This window comes from Thiorhodococcus drewsii AZ1, from assembly GCF_000224065.1.
Taxonomy (GTDB): domain Bacteria; phylum Pseudomonadota; class Gammaproteobacteria; order Chromatiales; family Chromatiaceae; genus Imhoffiella; species Imhoffiella drewsii.
Genome location: NZ_AFWT01000019.1, coordinates 25,891 through 43,942 on the forward strand (window position 1 = coordinate 25,891; position 18,052 = coordinate 43,942).

The window sequence follows — 18,052 nt, forward strand, 5'->3', positions numbered from 1 at the left end:
GGATGCGCGCTGATCGAACCGGTCGGACGATAGGCGCGCACACTATAAGATTCAGAGCCGAGCCGCCAAGACTGGCGGCTCGGCCAGGGGTTCGATGTCAGTCGCGATGCGTGAGCTGCTCGGAGAGAAAGGCCGCGAGCGCCTCGAATCCGAGCTCGCACTGCTCGCTGTCGTCGCGTAGCGGCTTGACGCCGAAGGTGTTGCGCGTCAGCTCATCCTCACCCAGTACGAGCGCGAATCGCGCTCCGCTCTTGTCGGCCTTTTTGAACTGGCTCTTGAAGCTCCCGCCTCCGCAGTGCGTCAGCAGACGCAGTTGCGGGACGGCGTCGCGCAGACGTTCGGCCAGCAGTGGAGCGGCACTCTGAGCGGCGTCACCGACCGCGACCAGATAGGCATCGACCGACGCCTCGGTGCCGTGACCGGCGAGACTCATGAGTTCCACCAGCCGCTCGACCCCCATCGCGAAGCCGAAGGCCGGGGTGGGGCGTCCGCCGAGCTGCTCGACCAAACCGTCGTAACGGCCGCCGGCGCAGACCGTGCCCTGGGCGCCTAGATCTTCGGTGATCCATTCGAAGACGGTTCGGTTGTAATAGTCGAGACCGCGCACCAGGCGGGGGTTGACGCTGTAGGCGACGCCTGCCTCGTCCAGTCCCTGGCGGATGTGCTCGAAGTGGCTGCGCGTTTCCTCGCCCAGATACTCCATCAGGGTCGGTGCGTCGGCGACGATCTGCTGGGTCTGCGGGTTTTTGGAGTCCAGGACGCGCAGCGGATTGGTATGCAGACGCTTGAGGCTGTCCGCGTCGAGCTGGTCGGCGTGGGCGCTCAGATAGGCGATGAGCTGCTCGCGGTAGACGAGTCGCTCGGCGTTATCGCCCAAGGTGTTGATTTCGAGTCTGAAGCTGTCGAACCCGAGTAGGCGCCAGAGGCGCGCGGTGAGCAGCAGCAGTTCCAGGTCGATGTCCGGTCCGGCGAGACCGAATGCCTCGACACCGATCTGGTGGAACTGTCGGTAGCGTCCGCGCTGCGGGCGCTCGTAGCGGAACATGGGACCGCGATACCAGAGGCGCTGCGGCTGTACCAGCAGGCCGTGTTCGATGGCCGCGCGCACGCAGCTCGCCGTGCCTTCCGGGCGCAGGCTCAGGCTGTCGCCGTTGCGGTCCTCGAAGCTGTACATCTCCTTCTCGACGATGTCGGTGACCTCGCCGATCGAGCGCTTGAAGAGATCGGTGACCTCGACCAATGGGGTGCGGATTTCCGCATAGCCGTAGGCGGAGAGGACCTGGCGCGCGGTGTCTTCGAGTCGGTGCCAGAGCGCGATGCGCTCGGGCAGGATGTCGTGCATCCCACGGATCGCTTGGATGTTTTTGCTCATGCTGGATATGTCGAGAATCTATTGGGATGCGAGGATCCGGGTCTAATTCATTTAGGGCGCGGTCGGATCCAGCGAGAAGCGGGCGACATTTCCTCGCGCGCGTGACTCGATATCGAATGGTTTGTCGCCGATCGTCATTCGGGTTGCGGCCGCGTTGCCGATCACGAGCTTGTAGGGCGGCTCTCCGGTAAGGACGCGGCGTTCGCCCTCGCCCATCTCGCCGTTCAGCACGACCTTGCCCTTTGCGTCGCGCACGTCGATCCAGGTGGTGCCCGTGAATTCGAGCGCGACCTCTGGAGGACCGGTCTGTTCGGGCGGTGCCTCTTCCTCCTGGGGGGCGGGCTCTTCGGTGTCGGCTGCGGCCTGCGTCGTCGATTGGGTGGCGGTTGTGGGTTCCTCTGTCGCCGCTGTCGAGGCGGGCGTCGGCTCCAGTGTCCGCAGCGGTATCGTGTCTGGTGGGACCTGCGTCTCGGAGTCTTGCGGCTGTCCCTCTTCCGACTGCGCGCTGGTTTCCGCGTTGTCAGCGGCGGCTGTGTCAACGGCGTTATCGGTGGAGGCCGGGTTTTCCGCTGTGGCCTCGGTTGTCGTCTTCTGTTGGTTTTGCCACCAGAAGAAGGCGCCGGCCGCGCCGCCGCCGATCAGGGCCAAGATAATAATCCATGCCCAAGGTACGCTGGACCGACGTGGCGGGAGCAGGGCACCAGCGGTGCTGGTGTGCTGCACGTAATCAGGGAGACTGGCCCGGTAGGCGGCCACGATGGGCGCCGGATCCGTGCCGAGCAGGCGGGCGTAGTTCTTGAGATAGCCGGCGACGAAGACCGGGGGCGGCAGGTCTTCGTAACGGTCTTGCTCCAACGCATCGACAACGCCGCGTTGAAGGTGCAGTTGGGCGATGACGCGTTCGATCTCGATGCCGCGCGATTCCCGTAGTTCACGCAGTCTGTGGCCGGGTCCCTTGGACAGGTCGGCCGGATTCTGGTTGCCCGATTGGATGTCTTGCGACGGATTCATGACAACTGGTGTTCCTAAAGCTCTTTGGTTTTGGGGGCGACAGGGAAATTCTGCTTGAGCGCCTTTGCGTAGTATCTGGCGCGCTTGTTGTTCCCAAGGCGGCGTTCAACCTGAACCCCGACGGTGAGGGCCGTGTAGGAGGTGCTGGGGGTGCGTATGGTTCCCTTGTCGAAATAGCGGTCGAGATAGCCCTTGGCTGTCTTGGCATCACCCCGCTTGAAGGCGGTTTCGGCCATTTTGACCAATGCCGGTCCGAAGTTCGGATTGGCCCGGATGGCGTCTTGATAGTAGCCCTCCGCCTTTGTGTTGTCCCCGGACGCGCTGGCGCAATTGCCGGCGTTGGTCATGGCTATCCAAGGTGTGGTGTAAAGCGGGTTTTTAAGCGCCTTTTTGAAATAGGTATCGGCCTCGGCATAGCGTTTCTGCCGGCACTGGAAGGAGGCATAGGCGTTTAGGATATCTGAGCTTTTGGGGGCGAGATCTACGGCCTTCTCGTAATGATCCTCGGCGAGGTCTTTTTTGTCGATTTCCTCGTAGAGGAAGGCGATCCACACCTGGGCGCGCGCATAGCGCCGGTCCGCCTCGATCGCCTGCTGGGCGCGGCGGAAGGCGACCTCGATCTGGCCGCGCGCATAATATTCCTCGGCCATGCGCACATAGAGTTCAGCCGGGCTGTCCTGGGGGTCCAGTCCGAGTTCGTCGTCGTGCTGCTGTGTGCCCATGCTCGAGCAGGCGCCAAGCAGCCAGCAGAGGCCGATTACGGCCAGCGGCCTGTGAATCAATCGGGACCTTGCATCCAGCACGCTCATCGCGGGATCTCCATGCGGCCGTCTTCGACCCGGATGCGTCCGAGCCGGCGCGTGCGATCTTCGACGCGTCCGACGAGCTGACCGCAGGCGGCTGAGATCTCGTCGCCGCGCGTCTTGCGCGTCATGGCGAAGATCCCGGCGCGGGTCAGGCGCACACGGAATGCCTCGATGCGCTCCGGCGTCGAGGTTCCGAAGTCGTTTCCGGCGAAGGGGTTGAACGGAATCAGGTTGAGCTTAGAGGGAACGCCTTCGAGTAGCCGGATCAGCTGCTTGGCGTGGGCGATGCTGTCGTTGACGCCGTCCAGCATGACGTATTCCCAGGTTACCTTGCGGCGTTTGTCGTTGGCGATATAGGCCTTGCAGGCGGGGATGAGCTCCGACAGCGGATATTTGCGGTTGATCGGTACCAGCTGATCGCGTAGCTCGTCGTTCGGCGCGTGCAGTGAGACGGCGAGCGAGACGTCGCTGACCTCGCGCAGCCGGTAGATGTTGGGGACGATGCCCGAGGTGCTGAGTGTAACGCGCTGTTTGGCCAGCATGTAGGCGAGATCGTCCTGCATGATGTCCATGGCCTTGACCGCCGCCTCGAAATTGGCGAGCGGTTCGCCCATGCCCATCATCACGACGTTGGTGGGCGCCGTGCCGAGTTGGCGGGCTGCATGCCAGACCTGGCCGACGATCTCGGCGACGCTGAGATTGCGGTTGAAGCCCTGGCGGGCGGTGGCGCAGAAGGCGCACTCCAGTGCGCAACCGACCTGAGAGGAGACGCAGATGGTGCTGCGCTTGCCCTCGGGGATGAAGACGGTCTCGATACGTTGGCCGTCGGCGAGTTCCATCACCCATTTGGTGGTCCCGTCCTCGGACGGATGGTCGGCGATGATGCGCGGCAGATAGATGTCTACCGTGCCGCGCAATGCCTCGCGCAACCGTTTGGGCACATCGGTCATGGCGTCATAGTCGGTGACGCCATGCTTGTGGATCCACTTGAAGAGGTTGCGACCATGAAAGGCCTTGAAACCCAGGTCGACGACCAGCGCCTCGCAGTCGGCGAGGTCGAGATCCAGCAAGTTCGTCCTGGTTTCGTTGGCGATCATGGTGTTTCTCGATCAGCGGGTGCGGGGGCAGAGCCCTTCGGGGAAGAAGAAGGCGATCTCGGTGGCCGCATTCTCGGCGGAGTCGGAGCCGTGTGCCGCGTTCTCGGTGAAGGAGTCGGCGAAATCGGCGCGGATGGTGCCGGGGGCTGCGTCGGCCGGGTTGGTCGCGCCCATGATCTCACGATTCTTGGCCACAGCGTTCTCGCCTTCCAGCACCTGGACCATAACCGGGCCGGAGATCATGAAGTCGACCAGTTCGTCGAAGAAGGGCTTGCCCTGATGGATGGCGTAGAAGGCGGACGCCTGCTCGCGGCTCATGTGCAGCATGCGTGCGGCAACGATGCGCAGTCCGGCCGACTCGAAACGGCCGAGGATGGCACCGATCGCGTTCTTGGCGACGGCATTGGGTTTGATGATGGACAGCGTGCACTCGATAGCCATGGTGGCTCCTGCTAAAGGCGTGATTGGTGAGGGGTGGATATAGGGAGGCGGAGGGATCCCCCCGCTGAGAAATGCGGGTCGGTGGAAACCATCTGCTTCAGTATAAGTCAACCCATAAGTCTAACGACAGCGGCATGCCCCGGCAATGGGACGTTGATCGCGTCCGTCGGGTCGATCGGGTTTCGCTCGCACGAGCGGTTCGTGCCGATCGGCGCCTTGGGCGATAATGAACCGCTTCGATTTCAATCCATCGATACATTCGACACCCGCCATGCAACATTTCGACGTTTTCAATGGGGATGCAGATGGTCTCTGCGCCCTGCAGCAGCTGCGTTTGGCCGAGCCCCGCGACAGCATCCTCGTGACCGGCCCGAAGCGCGAGATCGACCTGCTCGGGCGCGTGCCCTCCGGTGCCGCCGGCAGTGTGACCGTGCTCGATGTCTCGATGGAAAAGAACCGGGCCGCCTTGGATCGATTGTTGGCCGAAGGCGTTTCGGTGACCTACTTCGACCATCACTTCCCGGGCGAGATCCCATCACATTCCGCGTTATCCACGCATATCGAGACACTTCCGGACAAGGGAACGAGTCTGTTGGTGGACGACTATCTCGCCGGCCGTCATCGCGCCTGGGCGGTGGTGGGAACCTTCGGCGACAACTTCGACCGTGCCGCCCGCCGTGCGGCCGAGCCCCTGGCACTGGGGGCGGAGGCGATCGAGCAGCTCCGTCAGCTGGGGATCCTGCTCAATTACAACGGCTATGGGGCCAAGGTCGAGGATCTGCACTATGCACCCGACGATCTATTCGGTCGTCTGCGCCCCTATGCCGACCCGCTCGATTTCGTCGCCGAGGATGCCGCCTTCCGTGCGTTGCTCGATGGCTACCAGAGCGACATGGCAGAGGTCGGCTCGCTACGACCGGCTGTCGAGGACGACGCGCATCGTCTTTTCATCCTACCGGCCGAGCCCTGGGCACGGCGTGCCAGCGGGGTCTTCGCCAACGACCTGGCCCAACAGGAGCCAGGGCGCGCGCATGCCATCCTCACACGGCTCGCCGACGCGTCCTTCCTGGTGAGCGTTCGGGCGCCGATCGCGCGACCGACCGGTGCCGACGACCTCTGTCGTCAGTTCGCGACGGGAGGGGGACGCAAGGCCGCAGCTGGAATCAACCGGCTTCCCGAAGCAGACTACGACCGCTTCGTCGACGCTTTCCAGGCGGCATTTCGGTCCTGATCGCCGTCCGGCCATCATCGGGTTACGGTAACCGGATCCCCGATCTGTAATCGCTCGAAGAAGAATCGGGCGTCCGGTTCTCCGACCCGCACGCATCCATGAGAGTCCGGATAGCCCGGTAGCCAACCTTCGTGCAGAAAGTAGTTGCCGTGGAATTGGATGGCGTAAGGCATCCAGGCCTGCATACCGAGCTGGTTGGTATAGCGCGAGGAGACCTTGTCCTCGTCCTTGCTCAACACCGCGAACTGTCCGGTGGGGGTCGGATATCCGTCCGCGCCGGAGGAGATGGGGCCGGTGCGGACGGTTTCGCCGTCCTCCGAATAGTCAAAGGTTTGATCCGCGAGTGAGATCACCAAGGCACGTTTTTTGACGGTGGAGGGATCCGCTGCCGGTTCGCTCGTGGTGTCCGTTGGGCTGGAAGGCTGGTGGTCTTGAGCGGGTTGCGCAGTCTGCTGGCCGGCGGTTTTGGGAGGCTGTCTCTCCGGGGCGCGGCGCTCGGGAGCACCGGCACAGGCGGCGAGGATCAGCGGTAGGAGAATAACGACGAGCGGGACTTTGCATCGGGGCATGGCGCTCCCTCGGAACGACAACGGATGATCAGACTATAGTCCGGCGTCGGCCCTTGGGGGCGCGATGGGTCAGTCCGCCATGGTGACAAGGATGCGTCCCATCCCCGGGGCCAGGTCGAACTCGAACGGCGTCGGGAGAAAGTCCATCGTCCATTCTGGTGATAGATCCTTCAGGGTGCGCGGCCGCGTAAGGTGGTCGTAGAGATTCTCGACCCGCAGAGACTGACGGTTCCAAGGGTCCTTATTTAGCGCCAGGAGTGCCTCTTCGTCGCCGTCGGTAAGACGCTTGTGCAGCAGCAGGACTGCCGGGTTGGACGTCTCGATCACCGTGATCGGACCCTCGCTGCTCAAGACCGGATGGCTGTCCTTGATATGGTTGATCTGGGTGATGAATGGGGTCAGGTCGATGTTCGGAGACTCCCAGTGATCCGGCTGGGTGTTGACCACGTCGAGTCGGCGGCGAAATCCGTACTCGAACCCCATAGGGATCATGACGCCGGTCGCGAAGAGCGCGGCGAAGAAATAGCGTTGCTGCATGGCGTGCGGATTGTCGCCCGATTCGCTGAACAGACGTTCGGTATCGTGGCTCTCTGGAAAGCTGATCGAGGGAACCTGATCGCGGGTTGCCGCATATTGATCGAGCAGCCAGTTGCCGGAGAAGTCCCACCATTTGGAGCTGTTGAAAATGGCGTTGAATCCGGCCTCTGCGGTGCTGCGCGTCTGCTCGGGCGAGCAGCCCAGCGTTTCGGCGACGAAGACGGTTCGCGGATGCGTGCGTCGGATCCGCGTGATCAGCGTCTCCCAGGTTGATGTGGGGAGCTGGTAGGCCGCATCGCAGCGAAAGCCCGTGAACCCGAGATCGATCAGATGCTCGACCAGTTTGACGCAATAGTCGAGCAGTGCGTCGCGGTTGCGTGAGCCTGCGTGATCGAACTGGGCCAGATCGCGCCAGACGACGCGGGTACCGTCTTCCTCGACGCAGAATGGATTGGCGACCTTCTTGCCGTCGCGCACGAACCAATCGGCGTGCCGTTTCACCAAGGCCGAATCGATCGCGCAGTGATTGATGACCAGGTCGATCATGACCGAGAGACCCTGGCTCTCGGCCTTTGCGATCATGTCCCGCACCTGATCGTCCGGCGATCTGGCGGATGTGGGCTCGATAAAGTCGGGATCGATCGCGAAATAGTCGGCAATCGAATAGAGGCTGCCGGAACGGCCGGTGCGCTGGATCGGGTTGACGAAGATCCAGTCAAACCCCATAGCGGCGGCGCGGCTCAGATGCGGATCCCAGTCCCCGAGAGGTCCGGCGAGACGCGGGAAGAGGTTGTATATCTTCATTGGAAAATGGGGCGCCCTGGTGATTCTGTGTCAGTGTCGAGTGCTGGGCGCGAGGCGCTCAGGCGTCGCGGATATAGTCGTAGATGTTCAGATAATCCTGGCCTGGGATGTTCCACGAATAGTCCGATCTCATGGCGTTCAACATGAGGTCGCGGAAGTGGTTGGGGAAGTCGTTGTAGCAGGCGATGGCTCGGCCCAGTGCCGACTCCAGACCGGCGTTATCGTAGTCCTTGAAGACGTAGCCGTTGCGTTCGTGCAGTGGGCGCGCCGAATGATCCTTGTCGAAGACGGTATCCGCGAGTCCGCCGACGGCGCGCACCACGGGAATGGTGCCGTAGCGTAGAGCGATAAGCTGTGTCAGTCCGCAGGGTTCGAAGCGACTCGGCACCAGCATCATGTCGGCGCCTGCGTAGATGAGATGCGACAGCTCCTCGTCGAATCCGATCTCCAGATGACAGTCCGGGCTGTCGTTCAACATCTGCTTGAGGCCCCAGAAGTCGGCGTTGATACGCGCGTCGGGGCTCGATCCCAACAGCACGAATTGGGCGCCGCGCTCAAGGGTGTTGAAGATGGCGTGACGGACCAGATCCAGTCCCTTCTGCGGATCGAGTCGGCCGATGAAGGCGACGATCGCCTTCTCGTTTTCGGCCAGCATCAGACGGTGGCGCAACGCGCGCTTGTTGTCGTATTTGCGCTCGATGGAATCGAGTCCGTACTGGACCGGGATGTGGCGGTCAATCTCAGGGTTCCAGACGTCGTAGTCGATGCCGTTGATCACGCCGCCGTACTTGATGTGATGGGTGTGAAGGGTGGGCTCCAGCCCGAATCCCTGGCCCTGATCCTTGGTCTCGTAGGCATAGCGGGGCGAGACGGTGGTCACGAAGTTCGAATAGACGATGCCGCCCTTGAGCAGATTGAGCGCTTGGCGGTAACGCTTGTCGCCCATGCGCACCTGGTCGAGGAAATGTTCGGGGCGGTGCAGTCCTGTGGCGGTCAGCACCTCCTTGCCGGTGACGCCCTGGTGAGCGAAGTTGTGGATGGTCAGACAGACGCGCGGGTGCGTCATGCCCATCGGTTGGTAGAACTCGTAGAGGAATACGGGGACCAGCGACGTCTGCCAGTCATGGCAGTGGATGATGTCCGGGTGCTTGCCCGACTTCCAGAGAAACTCCATCGCGGCGCGCGAGAAGAAGGCATAACGCAGGATGTCGTCCTGGAAGCCGTAGATGCTGGGGCGATTGAAAAAATCGTCCTGCGAATGGGGTTCGATGAAGAAGCACTTGCGTTCGTGGACGAATCCGAAATAGACGGTGCAGTGGATGGCAGCGTCATACCAGGGCACCCATAGATCCTTGTAGACCTCATGCAGATCATGGATCTGGTCGTAACGCATGGAGGCGTATTTGGGCAGGATGATCTCGACATGGTTGCCGCGGATCGCCAGTTCGCGCGAGAGCCCGAACACCACGTCGGCCAGACCGCCCACCTTCGCCACGCCAGCCAGCTCCGGCGTGATATGGACGATGAAGAGGCTTGGGCGCGGTGGCTCCTGATAAGCGGGCGGTGCTGGCTCGGGTTCGGGTTCGGGTTCGCGGGACTGAGGCTCCAGTGGGCGCTCATTATCCTGGGACTGAGTCTGATGCTCTTCGGGCTCGGTAGCTGGACTCCTGTTCGCTTGCGATGGCTCCATCGGTTGTTCGGCTGCTTGGGGCGGATCGCTTGGTTCCAGGGTCCGAGAGGATGCTTCGCTCATCTCCTGGCTTACATCAAAGATGTCAGACTCTTTTGATATGGTCTGGAGAGGCTGTCTGACGTCGGACGAAGACTCAGGTGTCTCAGGTGAGTTTGTCGCGTTCGAATCCAGGCTGAGTGTCGCTTGGCTATCCTGTTTGGTCGAAGTCGAGCGTTTGCGCGCAACTGCCTTCTTGGGTGCCTTGGACACCTTGCGCACAGGCTTCTGGCTGGCGGTGTCGTCGATCGGCTCTTGGGAGGTTGGCGCCGCTGATGATGAGGCTGTGGCTTCGGTCGTTTCTTTCCCGGCGTCTCCGGTTGGTTTGCGGGTCTCGTCGGCCACGGCGAGCCGCGCGGTCTGTTTCTCTTTGGATCCAGTCGGCTTCTTCGCCATTCGCTCGATTCCTACAGCTGGGTCGGGTCAGGTGTTAGCACGTCGTCGGTTACGTGCATTCTGCCATGATCCCTCATTTAGGGGGGAGATGATGGACATAGCTTTACCCATATCTTCTAGCGCTTTTTGTGTGCGGCGAGATAAGTGCCTGATTGAGCGACTTGGAGTCATGAGTTGCCAGCTTCGTGGGACGAAAACCGGGTGCCGTAAGTGTCTGAGCGGGAACGCGGACTCGACTTATGGGTAAAGCTATGATGATGGAGGCAGGAATGTGTGGCGCGGCTCCGACTGGGCGTGATGCCGAGTCGGGGCCGTCTATTGAGTCTCCCGCCTTTACAGGTGAGGAGGATAGCAAGTGTTCACAGTTGGTCCAGGAGGCTGGGGATGTTGTCGATCGCAGCCTTGCGAGTGGCTGAGTCGTCCGTCACCGTGGCGAGTACCTCACGACCGATTTGGCGCAGCATGACCTGCTGATCCTCGCTGAGTTGGCTGTAGACGATTCCGCGCTCGGCCTGTTCGGCAGCAAAGGCCAACCCAACCTGAATCCGGTGACCAAAGCGTGCCATATCGCTTGTCGCATCGGCATTGGCCCAACCGCCCTCGATCAAGGCAATAATCATCTGATTACGCTGGACGCGACCGGAATCGAGTTCGGCCAACCAGTACTGGTAGCCTTCTGCATCCGGAGCACGCCCGAAGAGGTTCTCGTAAAGCGCCTCGATGAAGGGGCCGTAACCTTGGTCGGTTGGATACATCTCCTGAACCAGTGGCGCATCAAAAAAACTCTGTGCCACTTCCGTGGGTGTCCAGCCGCCATTCTGGAGATTGGCGACCCAATATTGCAGCCCTTCGTTGTCAGGTGCATAGCCAAGGGTTGCGGTGTAGATCTCGGTCACGAGCCAGGAATCGTCGCGCTGCAGCTCGAGAATCCTTTCGAATGGGAGCAGGTAGCAACCGGAGTTTGCCTCGTCAAGCGGGGTGTAGTTGGGAGAGGACGCGGGGTGCGCATACAAGCTGACCGAGCGAACCCCTACCGGGAGAATGTCGAGATCGAAGCTCGCCTCTAGCGCGCTGCCTTGATAGGCCGATTCGACTGGATAGTCGATATCGAGGTCTTGTGTGGGATCGTACGGAGAGACGACTGTCGTGCGTTCGCCGTCGGCTGTGGCGTAATCGTTGTAGATATAGATTTTGTCTTCGACCTGGCAAAATTGATCCCAGTGATAGTTGAAGCTCAAGTGGTAATGCGAATACTCTTGCGAGGGCGTATGTGGCATCTGGATCGTGCCCTCGACCTGCATCAGGAATCCCATCCGCTCGGCTTCTTCGTCGATGGCGGCATAGACCGCCCGAATGTCGGTCGCACTACTGCCTTCTTGATCATCTGCAGGGTCCGTTATAACGGGTTCAATATCACTCCAGTCGTCCGTTAGACCGTCGACCTGGATCGCTGCAGAGGGTAGGGTCGCGAAACCGGGTCCCTGTGCGCATGGCTCCGGCGCTTGAGTCATCGAGGATGCATAATCGAGCGCCTCTTGGCGGTCGAAAAAATACAAGTCTACATTATCGACTTCATTCTCATACATATAGTGTGTGCGAATGAATTCATCTGTATGGTTGCATGCGATCAGATTGCCTTCGGTCGCATCGCCATCGAAATACAGCAATCCTGTATCATCTACCGCCCAGGTTGCTGTGGTGTCACCCGAGTTCAATAGGCCGCTGATGACTGCTGTACCGTTGGCTTGAAGCTGAACCTCAAGTGCAGCGGGCACGTCATCAAGCTCATTTCCGCTTTCATCTTCACCGCTGCCGAACCACACCAGATAAAATGTCTTTCCGGCAAGATATGCCTCTGAGAACTGCGAAGGTATTGATTCTGTAGTCTTGGTTGAAATAGGGTTGAAGGCGCAGATGCTGGAGCTGAAAATTAGAAGGCTGACTGAAACTGCGACGAAATAAAGTGATTTTTTTTCGAGCATGATTCTTCCTTTAAAATCATGCGTTTTTTGATGGTGTCTCATGAATTGATACCTATAGTCATCCAGTGTGATGTCTCCATGGATCCTCTGTTGGTAAGGATCTGGGAAATCAGATTGCATCAGAGGGCGCACGATTATTACACTGAATGTCTATAGGCTCAATCTATTCGGCTGTTAGACCGTATGCCCCCTTGTGTTGAAGGAAACGTTCCAGTGTTCGCCGCTGCCATCGACAGAGATTGCGGCCAACTCTAGCGTACCCACCTCTGTGACGGCTGCCTGTAACCGCACAGCCACTACCTCTCCTTTTTTGCGGTCCTCGGCGTTCAAGGTGGTCTGAATCTCGTCGAGTTCAGCTAGCTCGTCTTCGTTCCATTCCTCTAACAGTTCGCCGATTTGATCGTCGCGTCTCACGCTGGAGCCGAAGAAGCGGAAGCGGACCGGTTCACCGACCACCAGTCCGAATTCCTGCGGTGGCGCGACCGGGTCGGAGCCTTCTTCCAGGCCGAAGGGGACCAGGCACAGCGCCTGGAGTTCGGGGTCCATGCCCGGAATGGCGGGCATGGTGCTTTCGACGCCGACGTAATAGGTGTGCGAGGTACCGCCCCGGATCCGGATGCCGCCGTGCCGACGGACATGGGCGTAGAAGGCTGCGCCGCGCGCGACGGCCAGATCGAGATCGCGGGATTCCAGCAGACGCGCGGCGGGTGCCTCCTCGGCGTCCAGCCACTGATTGAGAATGTCCAGCACGCGCTCGCGCAGCACCGAGGATTTGAAGACGCCGCCATTGAAGAGCACGGCCGTGGGACGGATGAAGTTGGCGTGCTCCGGTTGGTCCAGGAAGCCTGGCAGGTCGTGGGTTGCACCGGCCTGGCGTCCCAGGAAGGCGGCGAGGTGTCGGGTGACGGCCGGGTCCTGGGCGTACGGGAGACCGACCTTGGTCAGTGCGCCGCGCGAGCGGCTGGCCGGGCGACTGTCCGAGTCCACCTCGGGGAAGAAACCCTCGATCAGGCTTTTGTGTACCTCGTCGCGGGTGAGTTCGGTGCGGATGCTGCCGCCGATCAGGCGCGAGCCTCGGCTCGGTACCACCACCGGCATGCGCTCGAGATCCGGGTCGGCCAGCAAGGCCTCCTTGGCCTGACGGCAGCCGTGGGTGAGCGCCTGCAGCTGCCAGCGATCCAGCTCGACCCCCGTCTGGGCGAGCTTGTTCTTGAGCAGATAGGCCAGGGCCAGGTCCATGTTGTCGCCGCCGAGCAGGATGTGCTCGCCGACGGCGATGCGGGTCAGTTCCAGCGCGCCCTCGTTTTCGGTGACCGCGATCAGCGAGAGGTCCGTGGTGCCGCCGCCCACGTCGACGACCAGGATAACGTCGCCGACACGCACCTGATTGCGCCAGTCGCCTTGGCTGTCGTTGACCCAGCTGTAGAGCGCCGCCTGCGGCTCTTCCAGCAGAACCAGGTGCTCGATGCCGATGGCCTTGGCCGCCTCGGCGGTCAGCTCGCGCGCGGCTGGGTCGAATGACGCCGGTACCGTGACCGTCACTTCCTGCTGGTCGAGCGGTGCGTAGGGATGTAATCCGTTCCAGGCGTTACGCAGATGGGCCAGATACTGGATGCTGGCCTCGAAGGGCGAGATCCGTGGGATCTCGTCCGGGGCCCCGGCCGGAAGGATGGGGGCCTTGCGGTCGACATCGGGATGGCAGAGCCAGCTCTTGGCGCTGGAAACCAGTCGGATCGGGGTGCTCGAGCCCTGACTGCGTGCCAGTTCTCCGCAGATCCGCGTCGAGTCGTCCTGCCAAGGCAGACCCAGATCGGACTGTTTGAATTCGTCCTGATGCGGTAGGTACAGGAATGAGGGCAGCAAGGGGCGCGACTCGACCGCTCCGGCGGAGACGAGCTGGGGGATCGACAGCATCGCCTGGACGATGTTCTCGCCCTCGCTCGTCTGCGAGTCCACGAAGGAGAGTGCGCAATGCGTGGTTCCTAGGTCGATGCCGATGGCGAAGCGTGCTTGGCTCACAGTTCGACCTCCGCGGCAGCAAGGATGCTCAGATCGTGACCGCTGGTGATGTGCGGCAGCCGGGTCTCGACCACGCGCCAGCCTCTGTGGACGAGCGCGCCGCTGAAGGGCGGGCTGCCAACGACGTTGCCGGTCGGGCGGATGGAGGCGGCGTCGAAACCGGCTGCCAGGGTGACGCGGCTACCCTCTGGTTCGTCGCGAACGGGTGCGATTACGAGGCATTCCTGTAGCACGCGCTGGCAGCCCTGATGAATGACCCGAGCGGCTGCGCCGACCTCCTGATCGGAATAGCCCTTGATGTCCTCATGTAGGAAATCGACCAGGCGACCTTCCTTCTGGAGGAGTCCGAGCAGCAGCAGCGCCGAGTCGGGGGCCGATGACGAGGGCGGGGTGGATGCCGGCGCGGCCGGGCGCGACGCGGGATGTGGCGGATCTCCGGCCGCGAGCGACGCGACCGATTGCGCGAAGCTGGGATCCTTGAGTACGCGTCGAAAACAGCGGAAGGCAATGAAGGTCCTTCGAAGGAAGGACGGCGCCCGTGCAGACATGAATGGTTCCTCTTCGAAAACGGGGAAAGACGTGGAATGAGGGTCGAATGGCGATGCGCGATGGCATCCATGTTAACCCGCCAGGCGGCGAGGCTCGACCTGGATCGAGCTGGCGGTTCCGATGGGCATCCTGGTGCGTGGCATAATCCGGGCCCATTCTGAACGTCGGCCTCACCCGATGATGATCAATTGGAGTTACCAAGATATGAACGTGGATCCGAACGACTCGCCGACGCCTGAGCAACGACACGAGATGATCGAGATCGCGGCCTATTATCTCGCCGAGTGTCGAGGTTTTTCTTCCGAGGAAGCGGAGTCCGATTGGTTCGCCGCCGAGCGCGTGATCGATGCCCTAATCGCCGAGCGTCGGCTCGATCGCTCGATGGAGCGCGAGAGACGTAGCGTGGCCATCCGCAACGCCCTGGTCATCCAAGAGTCGTGAGGCGCGAGATCGATTCGATGTGTTGCTGGGTGTGGAAAAAAAGAAGCGCGACAAGCGCCGCGCTCTCAAAATTACCACCAAAGGAGGATGGAGGAGTGTACTGGAGCCGTGAAGCTTCAGTACATAATAAGTTTCTTATTTACTTGTCGATTTGTCAACCGCGTGTATCCCTTTGCTAATGTCGCAGTCCGCGCGTGATCTTCGGCTTGAGGTGATGCCTGCTAGAATGGGCTCCCGGACCTGAGTGTGATTTCCGCGGGTGCTGACCGAGGATTCAACTGGCGGCTCAGTCTATCCGGTTGGTCCGCCAAAGATTCGAATCCATCGTCTTGGGCTGTGTGTCGAATCGGTGGCGCCTGAATGAGTGCGTCGCGCAACGCCTTTGGCGTCTCTAATGATCGCTGGCGCGTCTGTGCGCTATCCAGGGGGCTTGAGTGGACGAACAGTTATTAACGCTTGAAGACTATCTGGCGATTTTGCGGCGACGTAAATGGCAGCTGATCGTACCGATGCTGCTGTTGTCGGTGATCGCGGTGTTGGCGGCGTTGCTGATTCCGGCGACCTATCGTTCGAGCGCGACCATCCTGATCGAGCGTCAGGAGATCCCCGACGATCTGGTGCGTACCACCGTGACGGGCTATGCCGATCAGCGTATCCAGGTCATCAGTCAACGTGTGATGACCACGGCCAATCTCAGTAAGCTGATCGAGCGTTACGACCTCTACCCAGAGATCCGTGCCAAGGAGAGCATCAACATGGCGGTCGAGGAGATGCGTAAGCGCATCCAGCTCGACATGATCAGCGCCGATGTTATGGACCCGCGTAGCGGTCGTCCCCAAGAGGCGACCATCGCCTTTTCGCTCGCGTTCGAGGACGCCTCCCCGGCTGTGGCTCAGAAGGTTACCAGCGAATTGGTCTCGCTGTTCCTGAGCGAGAATCTGGAGCGGCGCACGGCAGCGGCGAACGAGGCGACGACCTTCCTCAAGGCCGAGGCCGACCGGCTCGGACAGCAGATCAGCACGCTCGAGGCGCGTCTCGCGGAGTTCAAGGAGAAGAACGGCGACAACCTTCCTGAACTCATGTCGCTCAACCGCGAACTCATGATGCGCACCGAGGAACGGTTGCGCGACAACACCCAATCCAAACGCACGCTCGAGCAACAGGCCATCTATCTGGAGTCCCAGCTGGCTCAGCTCAGCCCGACCGCAGCCGGGTCCGGTGGCGCCAGTTTGGAAGGGTATCTGGAACAGCTCCAGGCGCAGTACGTGCGCATCAAGGAAAAATACTCGCCCGAGCATCCGGACCGGATTCAGATGGAGCGCGAGATTGCGTCATTGCAGCAGATGATCGGTGATTCGGGCACTGGCGCAATCGAGGCGCGACTGGCCGATCTGAACAAGGAGCTCGCCTCGCTCCGCAAGCGGTATTCGGACGATCATCCGGATGTCGTCGCGCTCAGGCGCAGTATCGACTCGACCAAATCTCAGCTGGCCAAGTCGCGCAAGGCCGCTCTCAACGGCGATACTTTGGCGGCCGCGTCCAACAATCCGGCCTATGTCCAGCTACTTGCCAAGTTGGACTCGACCCGGATCGAAATCGATTCGCTGACCAAGGCGCACGCTCAGCTCGAGCAACAGCTCGCCCAGTATGAGGAGCGGATCAAGGCCGCGCCCAAGATCGAGCAGGAATACCGTGCCCTGACCCGCGACTACGAGAACGCCTCGCGCAAGTATAAAGAGGTTCGCGAGAAATCGTTGCAGGCCGAGCTGGCCCAGGCACTCGAACGGGATCGTAAGGGCGAGCGCTTCTCGTTGATCGAGCCGCCGCTGGTTCCAGAGAAACCCTTCAAGCCGAATCGTCTGGCGATCGCGCTGCTGGGCTTGGTGCTTGCGATCGCCGGTGGAGTCGGAAACATCGCGTTGCGCGAGGGGCTCGACAAGGGGTTGCATGGGCCCCGTGCCATCCAGTCGGTGACCAAGATCCCTGTGCTGGCACTCATTCCTCGGATCGACACGACGCAGGATCGGGAGCGCAGGAAGCGGCGCTTCATCTATTTGATTGGTGGCAGTTTCGCTGCCCTGGTGCTCGGTGCATTGCTCTTCCATTTCCTGGTGATGCCGCTCGATGTCCTCTGGTTTACCCTGATGCGAAGGCTCGATCTCCTGATGCTGTCCGAATCCACCACCTTGGGTGTTGTCTTATGGAACGTTTGAAGAAGGCGATGGAGCGTGCTCGGGCCGAACGTCAGGCCTCGCTGGCAGGGTCCGCTGGGCGACCGGAACGACAGAAGGCCGGTGGCTCGCGCTTCGCCCATCGGACGCAACCCCGGCCGCCGGCGAGTGACGCCAAGGTCGATTACACCCATACCGCGACCCTCGATGTCGACGCCGATGCCATGCGCGAACGACGCGTCATCCTGGCCGATGGCGTGGATCCGATCGCCGATGCCTACAAGGTGCTGCGAACCCATGTGTTGCAGCGCATGCGGGCGAACGGCTGGAAGACGTTGGCGGTGACCAGTCCAGGGATCGGGGACGGCAAGACGATCACCTCGATCAATCTGGCGATCAGTCTTGCCAGGGAGGTCAATCAGACGGTGCTGCTCGTCGACCTGGATCTGCGGCGTCCCTCGATCGGGCGCTATTTCAGCGAGGGGCCGACGCAGGGGATCAGCGATCATCTGACGCATGGTGTCGATCTGGCCGATTTGCTCATCAATCCGGGTATCGATCGACTGGTCGTCCTGCCCGGACACGACTCATTCACGCATTCGTCTGAGATGTTGTCCTCGCCACAGCTCGTCCAACTGGTTCGGGAGCTCAAGGAGCGTTACGAAGATCGCCTCATCCTGTTCGACATGCCGCCGCTTTTCGCCGGGGACGACGTCATCGCCTTTCTGCCCTATGTGGATGCCGTGATGTTGGTCGTCGAGGACGGCAAGGTCAGCAAATCGGAGCTGGAACAGGCGAACCAGCTTCTCGGCGACAAGAATTTCATCGGAATCGTGCTTAACAAGGCCGAGCAGGTCGGCGATGTCTCCGGTTACTACTGATCTCTCGTGCTCGATC

Annotated in this window: 15 protein-coding genes; 4 read left to right on the forward strand and 11 right to left on the reverse strand. The window is 61.1% G+C overall.

Annotated features, from left to right (window positions below; all coding sequences use genetic code 11):
* Window positions 1–97 precede the first annotated feature (97 nt).
* The 5 genes from hisS to ndk are packed head-to-tail and all read right to left on the reverse strand — an operon-like array spanning window position 98 to window position 4,727.
* Window positions 98–1,372 carry a histidine--tRNA ligase gene (hisS, locus tag THIDRDRAFT_RS13830; RefSeq protein WP_007041482.1) on the reverse strand — a complete coding sequence of 425 codons (1,275 nt, stop codon included), beginning with the start codon at window positions 1,370–1,372 and terminating at the stop codon, window positions 98–100.
* Between the two features lie 51 nt (window positions 1,373–1,423).
* Window positions 1,424–2,383, reverse strand: coding sequence for a helix-turn-helix domain-containing protein (locus THIDRDRAFT_RS13835; RefSeq protein WP_007041483.1), 960 nt, complete (start codon window positions 2,381–2,383; stop codon window positions 1,424–1,426).
* 14 nt (window positions 2,384–2,397) lie between these two features.
* Window positions 2,398–3,192, reverse strand: a complete 795-nt coding sequence (pilW, locus tag THIDRDRAFT_RS13840) for a type IV pilus biogenesis/stability protein PilW (protein ID WP_007041484.1) — start codon at window positions 3,190–3,192, stop codon at window positions 2,398–2,400.
* On the reverse strand, window positions 3,189–4,286 hold the full coding sequence (rlmN, locus tag THIDRDRAFT_RS13845) for a dual-specificity RNA methyltransferase RlmN (RefSeq protein ID WP_007041485.1): 1,098 nt from the start codon (window positions 4,284–4,286) through the stop codon (window positions 3,189–3,191). The genes pilW and rlmN overlap by 4 nt, the downstream gene beginning before the upstream one ends.
* A gap of 12 nt (window positions 4,287–4,298) precedes the next feature.
* On the reverse strand, window positions 4,299–4,727 hold the full coding sequence (ndk, locus tag THIDRDRAFT_RS13850) for a nucleoside-diphosphate kinase (protein WP_007041486.1): 429 nt from the start codon (window positions 4,725–4,727) through the stop codon (window positions 4,299–4,301).
* 271 nt (window positions 4,728–4,998) lie between these two features.
* On the opposite strand from ndk, the gene THIDRDRAFT_RS13855 reads away from it, so the two are divergent.
* On the forward strand, window positions 4,999–5,958 hold the full coding sequence (locus THIDRDRAFT_RS13855; RefSeq protein WP_007041487.1) for a hypothetical protein: 960 nt from the start codon (window positions 4,999–5,001) through the stop codon (window positions 5,956–5,958).
* A 14-nt stretch (window positions 5,959–5,972) separates the two neighbouring features.
* On the opposite strand, the gene THIDRDRAFT_RS13860 is transcribed toward THIDRDRAFT_RS13855, so the two are convergent.
* The 6 genes from THIDRDRAFT_RS13860 to THIDRDRAFT_RS13885 all read right to left on the reverse strand — a co-directional run bounded on the left by THIDRDRAFT_RS13860 (window position 5,973) and on the right by THIDRDRAFT_RS13885 (window position 14,542).
* Window positions 5,973–6,527, reverse strand: a complete 555-nt coding sequence (locus tag THIDRDRAFT_RS13860) for a L,D-transpeptidase (RefSeq protein ID WP_007041488.1) — start codon at window positions 6,525–6,527, stop codon at window positions 5,973–5,975.
* A gap of 69 nt (window positions 6,528–6,596) precedes the next feature.
* A complete protein-coding gene (locus THIDRDRAFT_RS13865; RefSeq protein ID WP_007041489.1) occupies window positions 6,597–7,868 on the reverse strand; it encodes an alpha-amylase family glycosyl hydrolase in 1,272 nt (423 codons plus the stop codon).
* A 58-nt stretch (window positions 7,869–7,926) separates the two neighbouring features.
* Window positions 7,927–9,621: a glycogen synthase GlgA gene (gene glgA, locus THIDRDRAFT_RS13870; RefSeq protein WP_425358442.1), complete on the reverse strand. Its 1,695-nt coding sequence runs from the start codon at window positions 9,619–9,621 to the stop codon at window positions 7,927–7,929.
* Between the two features lie 731 nt (window positions 9,622–10,352).
* A complete protein-coding gene (locus tag THIDRDRAFT_RS13875) occupies window positions 10,353–11,975 on the reverse strand; it encodes a DUF4214 domain-containing protein (protein WP_007041491.1) in 1,623 nt (540 codons plus the stop codon).
* Between the two features lie 174 nt (window positions 11,976–12,149).
* Window positions 12,150–13,994, reverse strand: coding sequence for an Hsp70 family protein (locus THIDRDRAFT_RS13880; RefSeq protein WP_007041492.1), 1,845 nt, complete (start codon window positions 13,992–13,994; stop codon window positions 12,150–12,152).
* A complete protein-coding gene (locus THIDRDRAFT_RS13885; RefSeq protein ID WP_007041493.1) occupies window positions 13,991–14,542 on the reverse strand; it encodes a DUF2760 domain-containing protein in 552 nt (183 codons plus the stop codon). Before THIDRDRAFT_RS13885 ends, THIDRDRAFT_RS13880 begins: the two co-directional genes overlap by 4 nt.
* Window positions 14,543–14,747: 205 nt before the next feature.
* Here THIDRDRAFT_RS13885 and THIDRDRAFT_RS13890 point away from each other — a divergent pair, with 205 nt between their 5' ends.
* From THIDRDRAFT_RS13890 to THIDRDRAFT_RS13900, 3 genes are all read left to right on the forward strand, one after another.
* Entirely contained in the window at window positions 14,748–14,984 is a 237-nt protein-coding gene (locus tag THIDRDRAFT_RS13890) for a DUF2934 domain-containing protein (RefSeq protein WP_007041494.1), read from the forward strand.
* A gap of 434 nt (window positions 14,985–15,418) precedes the next feature.
* Window positions 15,419–17,197 carry a GumC family protein gene (locus THIDRDRAFT_RS13895; protein ID WP_007041495.1) on the forward strand — a complete coding sequence of 593 codons (1,779 nt, stop codon included), beginning with the start codon at window positions 15,419–15,421 and terminating at the stop codon, window positions 17,195–17,197.
* Window positions 17,185–18,036, forward strand: coding sequence for a CpsD/CapB family tyrosine-protein kinase (locus THIDRDRAFT_RS13900; RefSeq protein ID WP_007041496.1), 852 nt, complete (start codon window positions 17,185–17,187; stop codon window positions 18,034–18,036). Before THIDRDRAFT_RS13895 ends, THIDRDRAFT_RS13900 begins: the two co-directional genes overlap by 13 nt.
* Window positions 18,037–18,052 lie beyond the last annotated feature (16 nt).

Bases quoted from the DNA above. Each gene is read 5' to 3' on its own strand.
- hisS (WP_007041482.1), bottom strand. From the start codon at position 1,372: ATGAGCAAAAACATCCAAGCGATCCGTGGGATGCACGACATCCTGCCC.
- THIDRDRAFT_RS13835 (WP_007041483.1), bottom strand. From the start codon at position 2,383: ATGAATCCGTCGCAAGACATCCAATCGGGCAACCAGAATCCGGCCGAC.
- pilW (WP_007041484.1), bottom strand. From the start codon at position 3,192: ATGAGCGTGCTGGATGCAAGGTCCCGATTGATTCACAGGCCGCTGGCC.
- rlmN (WP_007041485.1), bottom strand. From the start codon at position 4,286: ATGATCGCCAACGAAACCAGGACGAACTTGCTGGATCTCGACCTCGCC.
- ndk (WP_007041486.1), bottom strand. From the start codon at position 4,727: ATGGCTATCGAGTGCACGCTGTCCATCATCAAACCCAATGCCGTCGCC.
- THIDRDRAFT_RS13855 (WP_007041487.1), top strand. From the start codon at position 4,999: ATGCAACATTTCGACGTTTTCAATGGGGATGCAGATGGTCTCTGCGCC.
- THIDRDRAFT_RS13860 (WP_007041488.1), bottom strand. From the start codon at position 6,527: ATGCCCCGATGCAAAGTCCCGCTCGTCGTTATTCTCCTACCGCTGATC.
- THIDRDRAFT_RS13865 (WP_007041489.1), bottom strand. From the start codon at position 7,868: ATGAAGATATACAACCTCTTCCCGCGTCTCGCCGGACCTCTCGGGGAC.
- glgA (WP_425358442.1), bottom strand. From the start codon at position 9,621: ATGAGCGAAGCATCCTCTCGGACCCTGGAACCAAGCGATCCGCCCCAA.
- THIDRDRAFT_RS13875 (WP_007041491.1), bottom strand. From the start codon at position 11,975: ATGCTCGAAAAAAAATCACTTTATTTCGTCGCAGTTTCAGTCAGCCTT.
- THIDRDRAFT_RS13885 (WP_007041493.1), bottom strand. From the start codon at position 14,542: ATGTCTGCACGGGCGCCGTCCTTCCTTCGAAGGACCTTCATTGCCTTC.
- THIDRDRAFT_RS13890 (WP_007041494.1), top strand. From the start codon at position 14,748: ATGAACGTGGATCCGAACGACTCGCCGACGCCTGAGCAACGACACGAG.
- THIDRDRAFT_RS13900 (WP_007041496.1), top strand. From the start codon at position 17,185: ATGGAACGTTTGAAGAAGGCGATGGAGCGTGCTCGGGCCGAACGTCAG.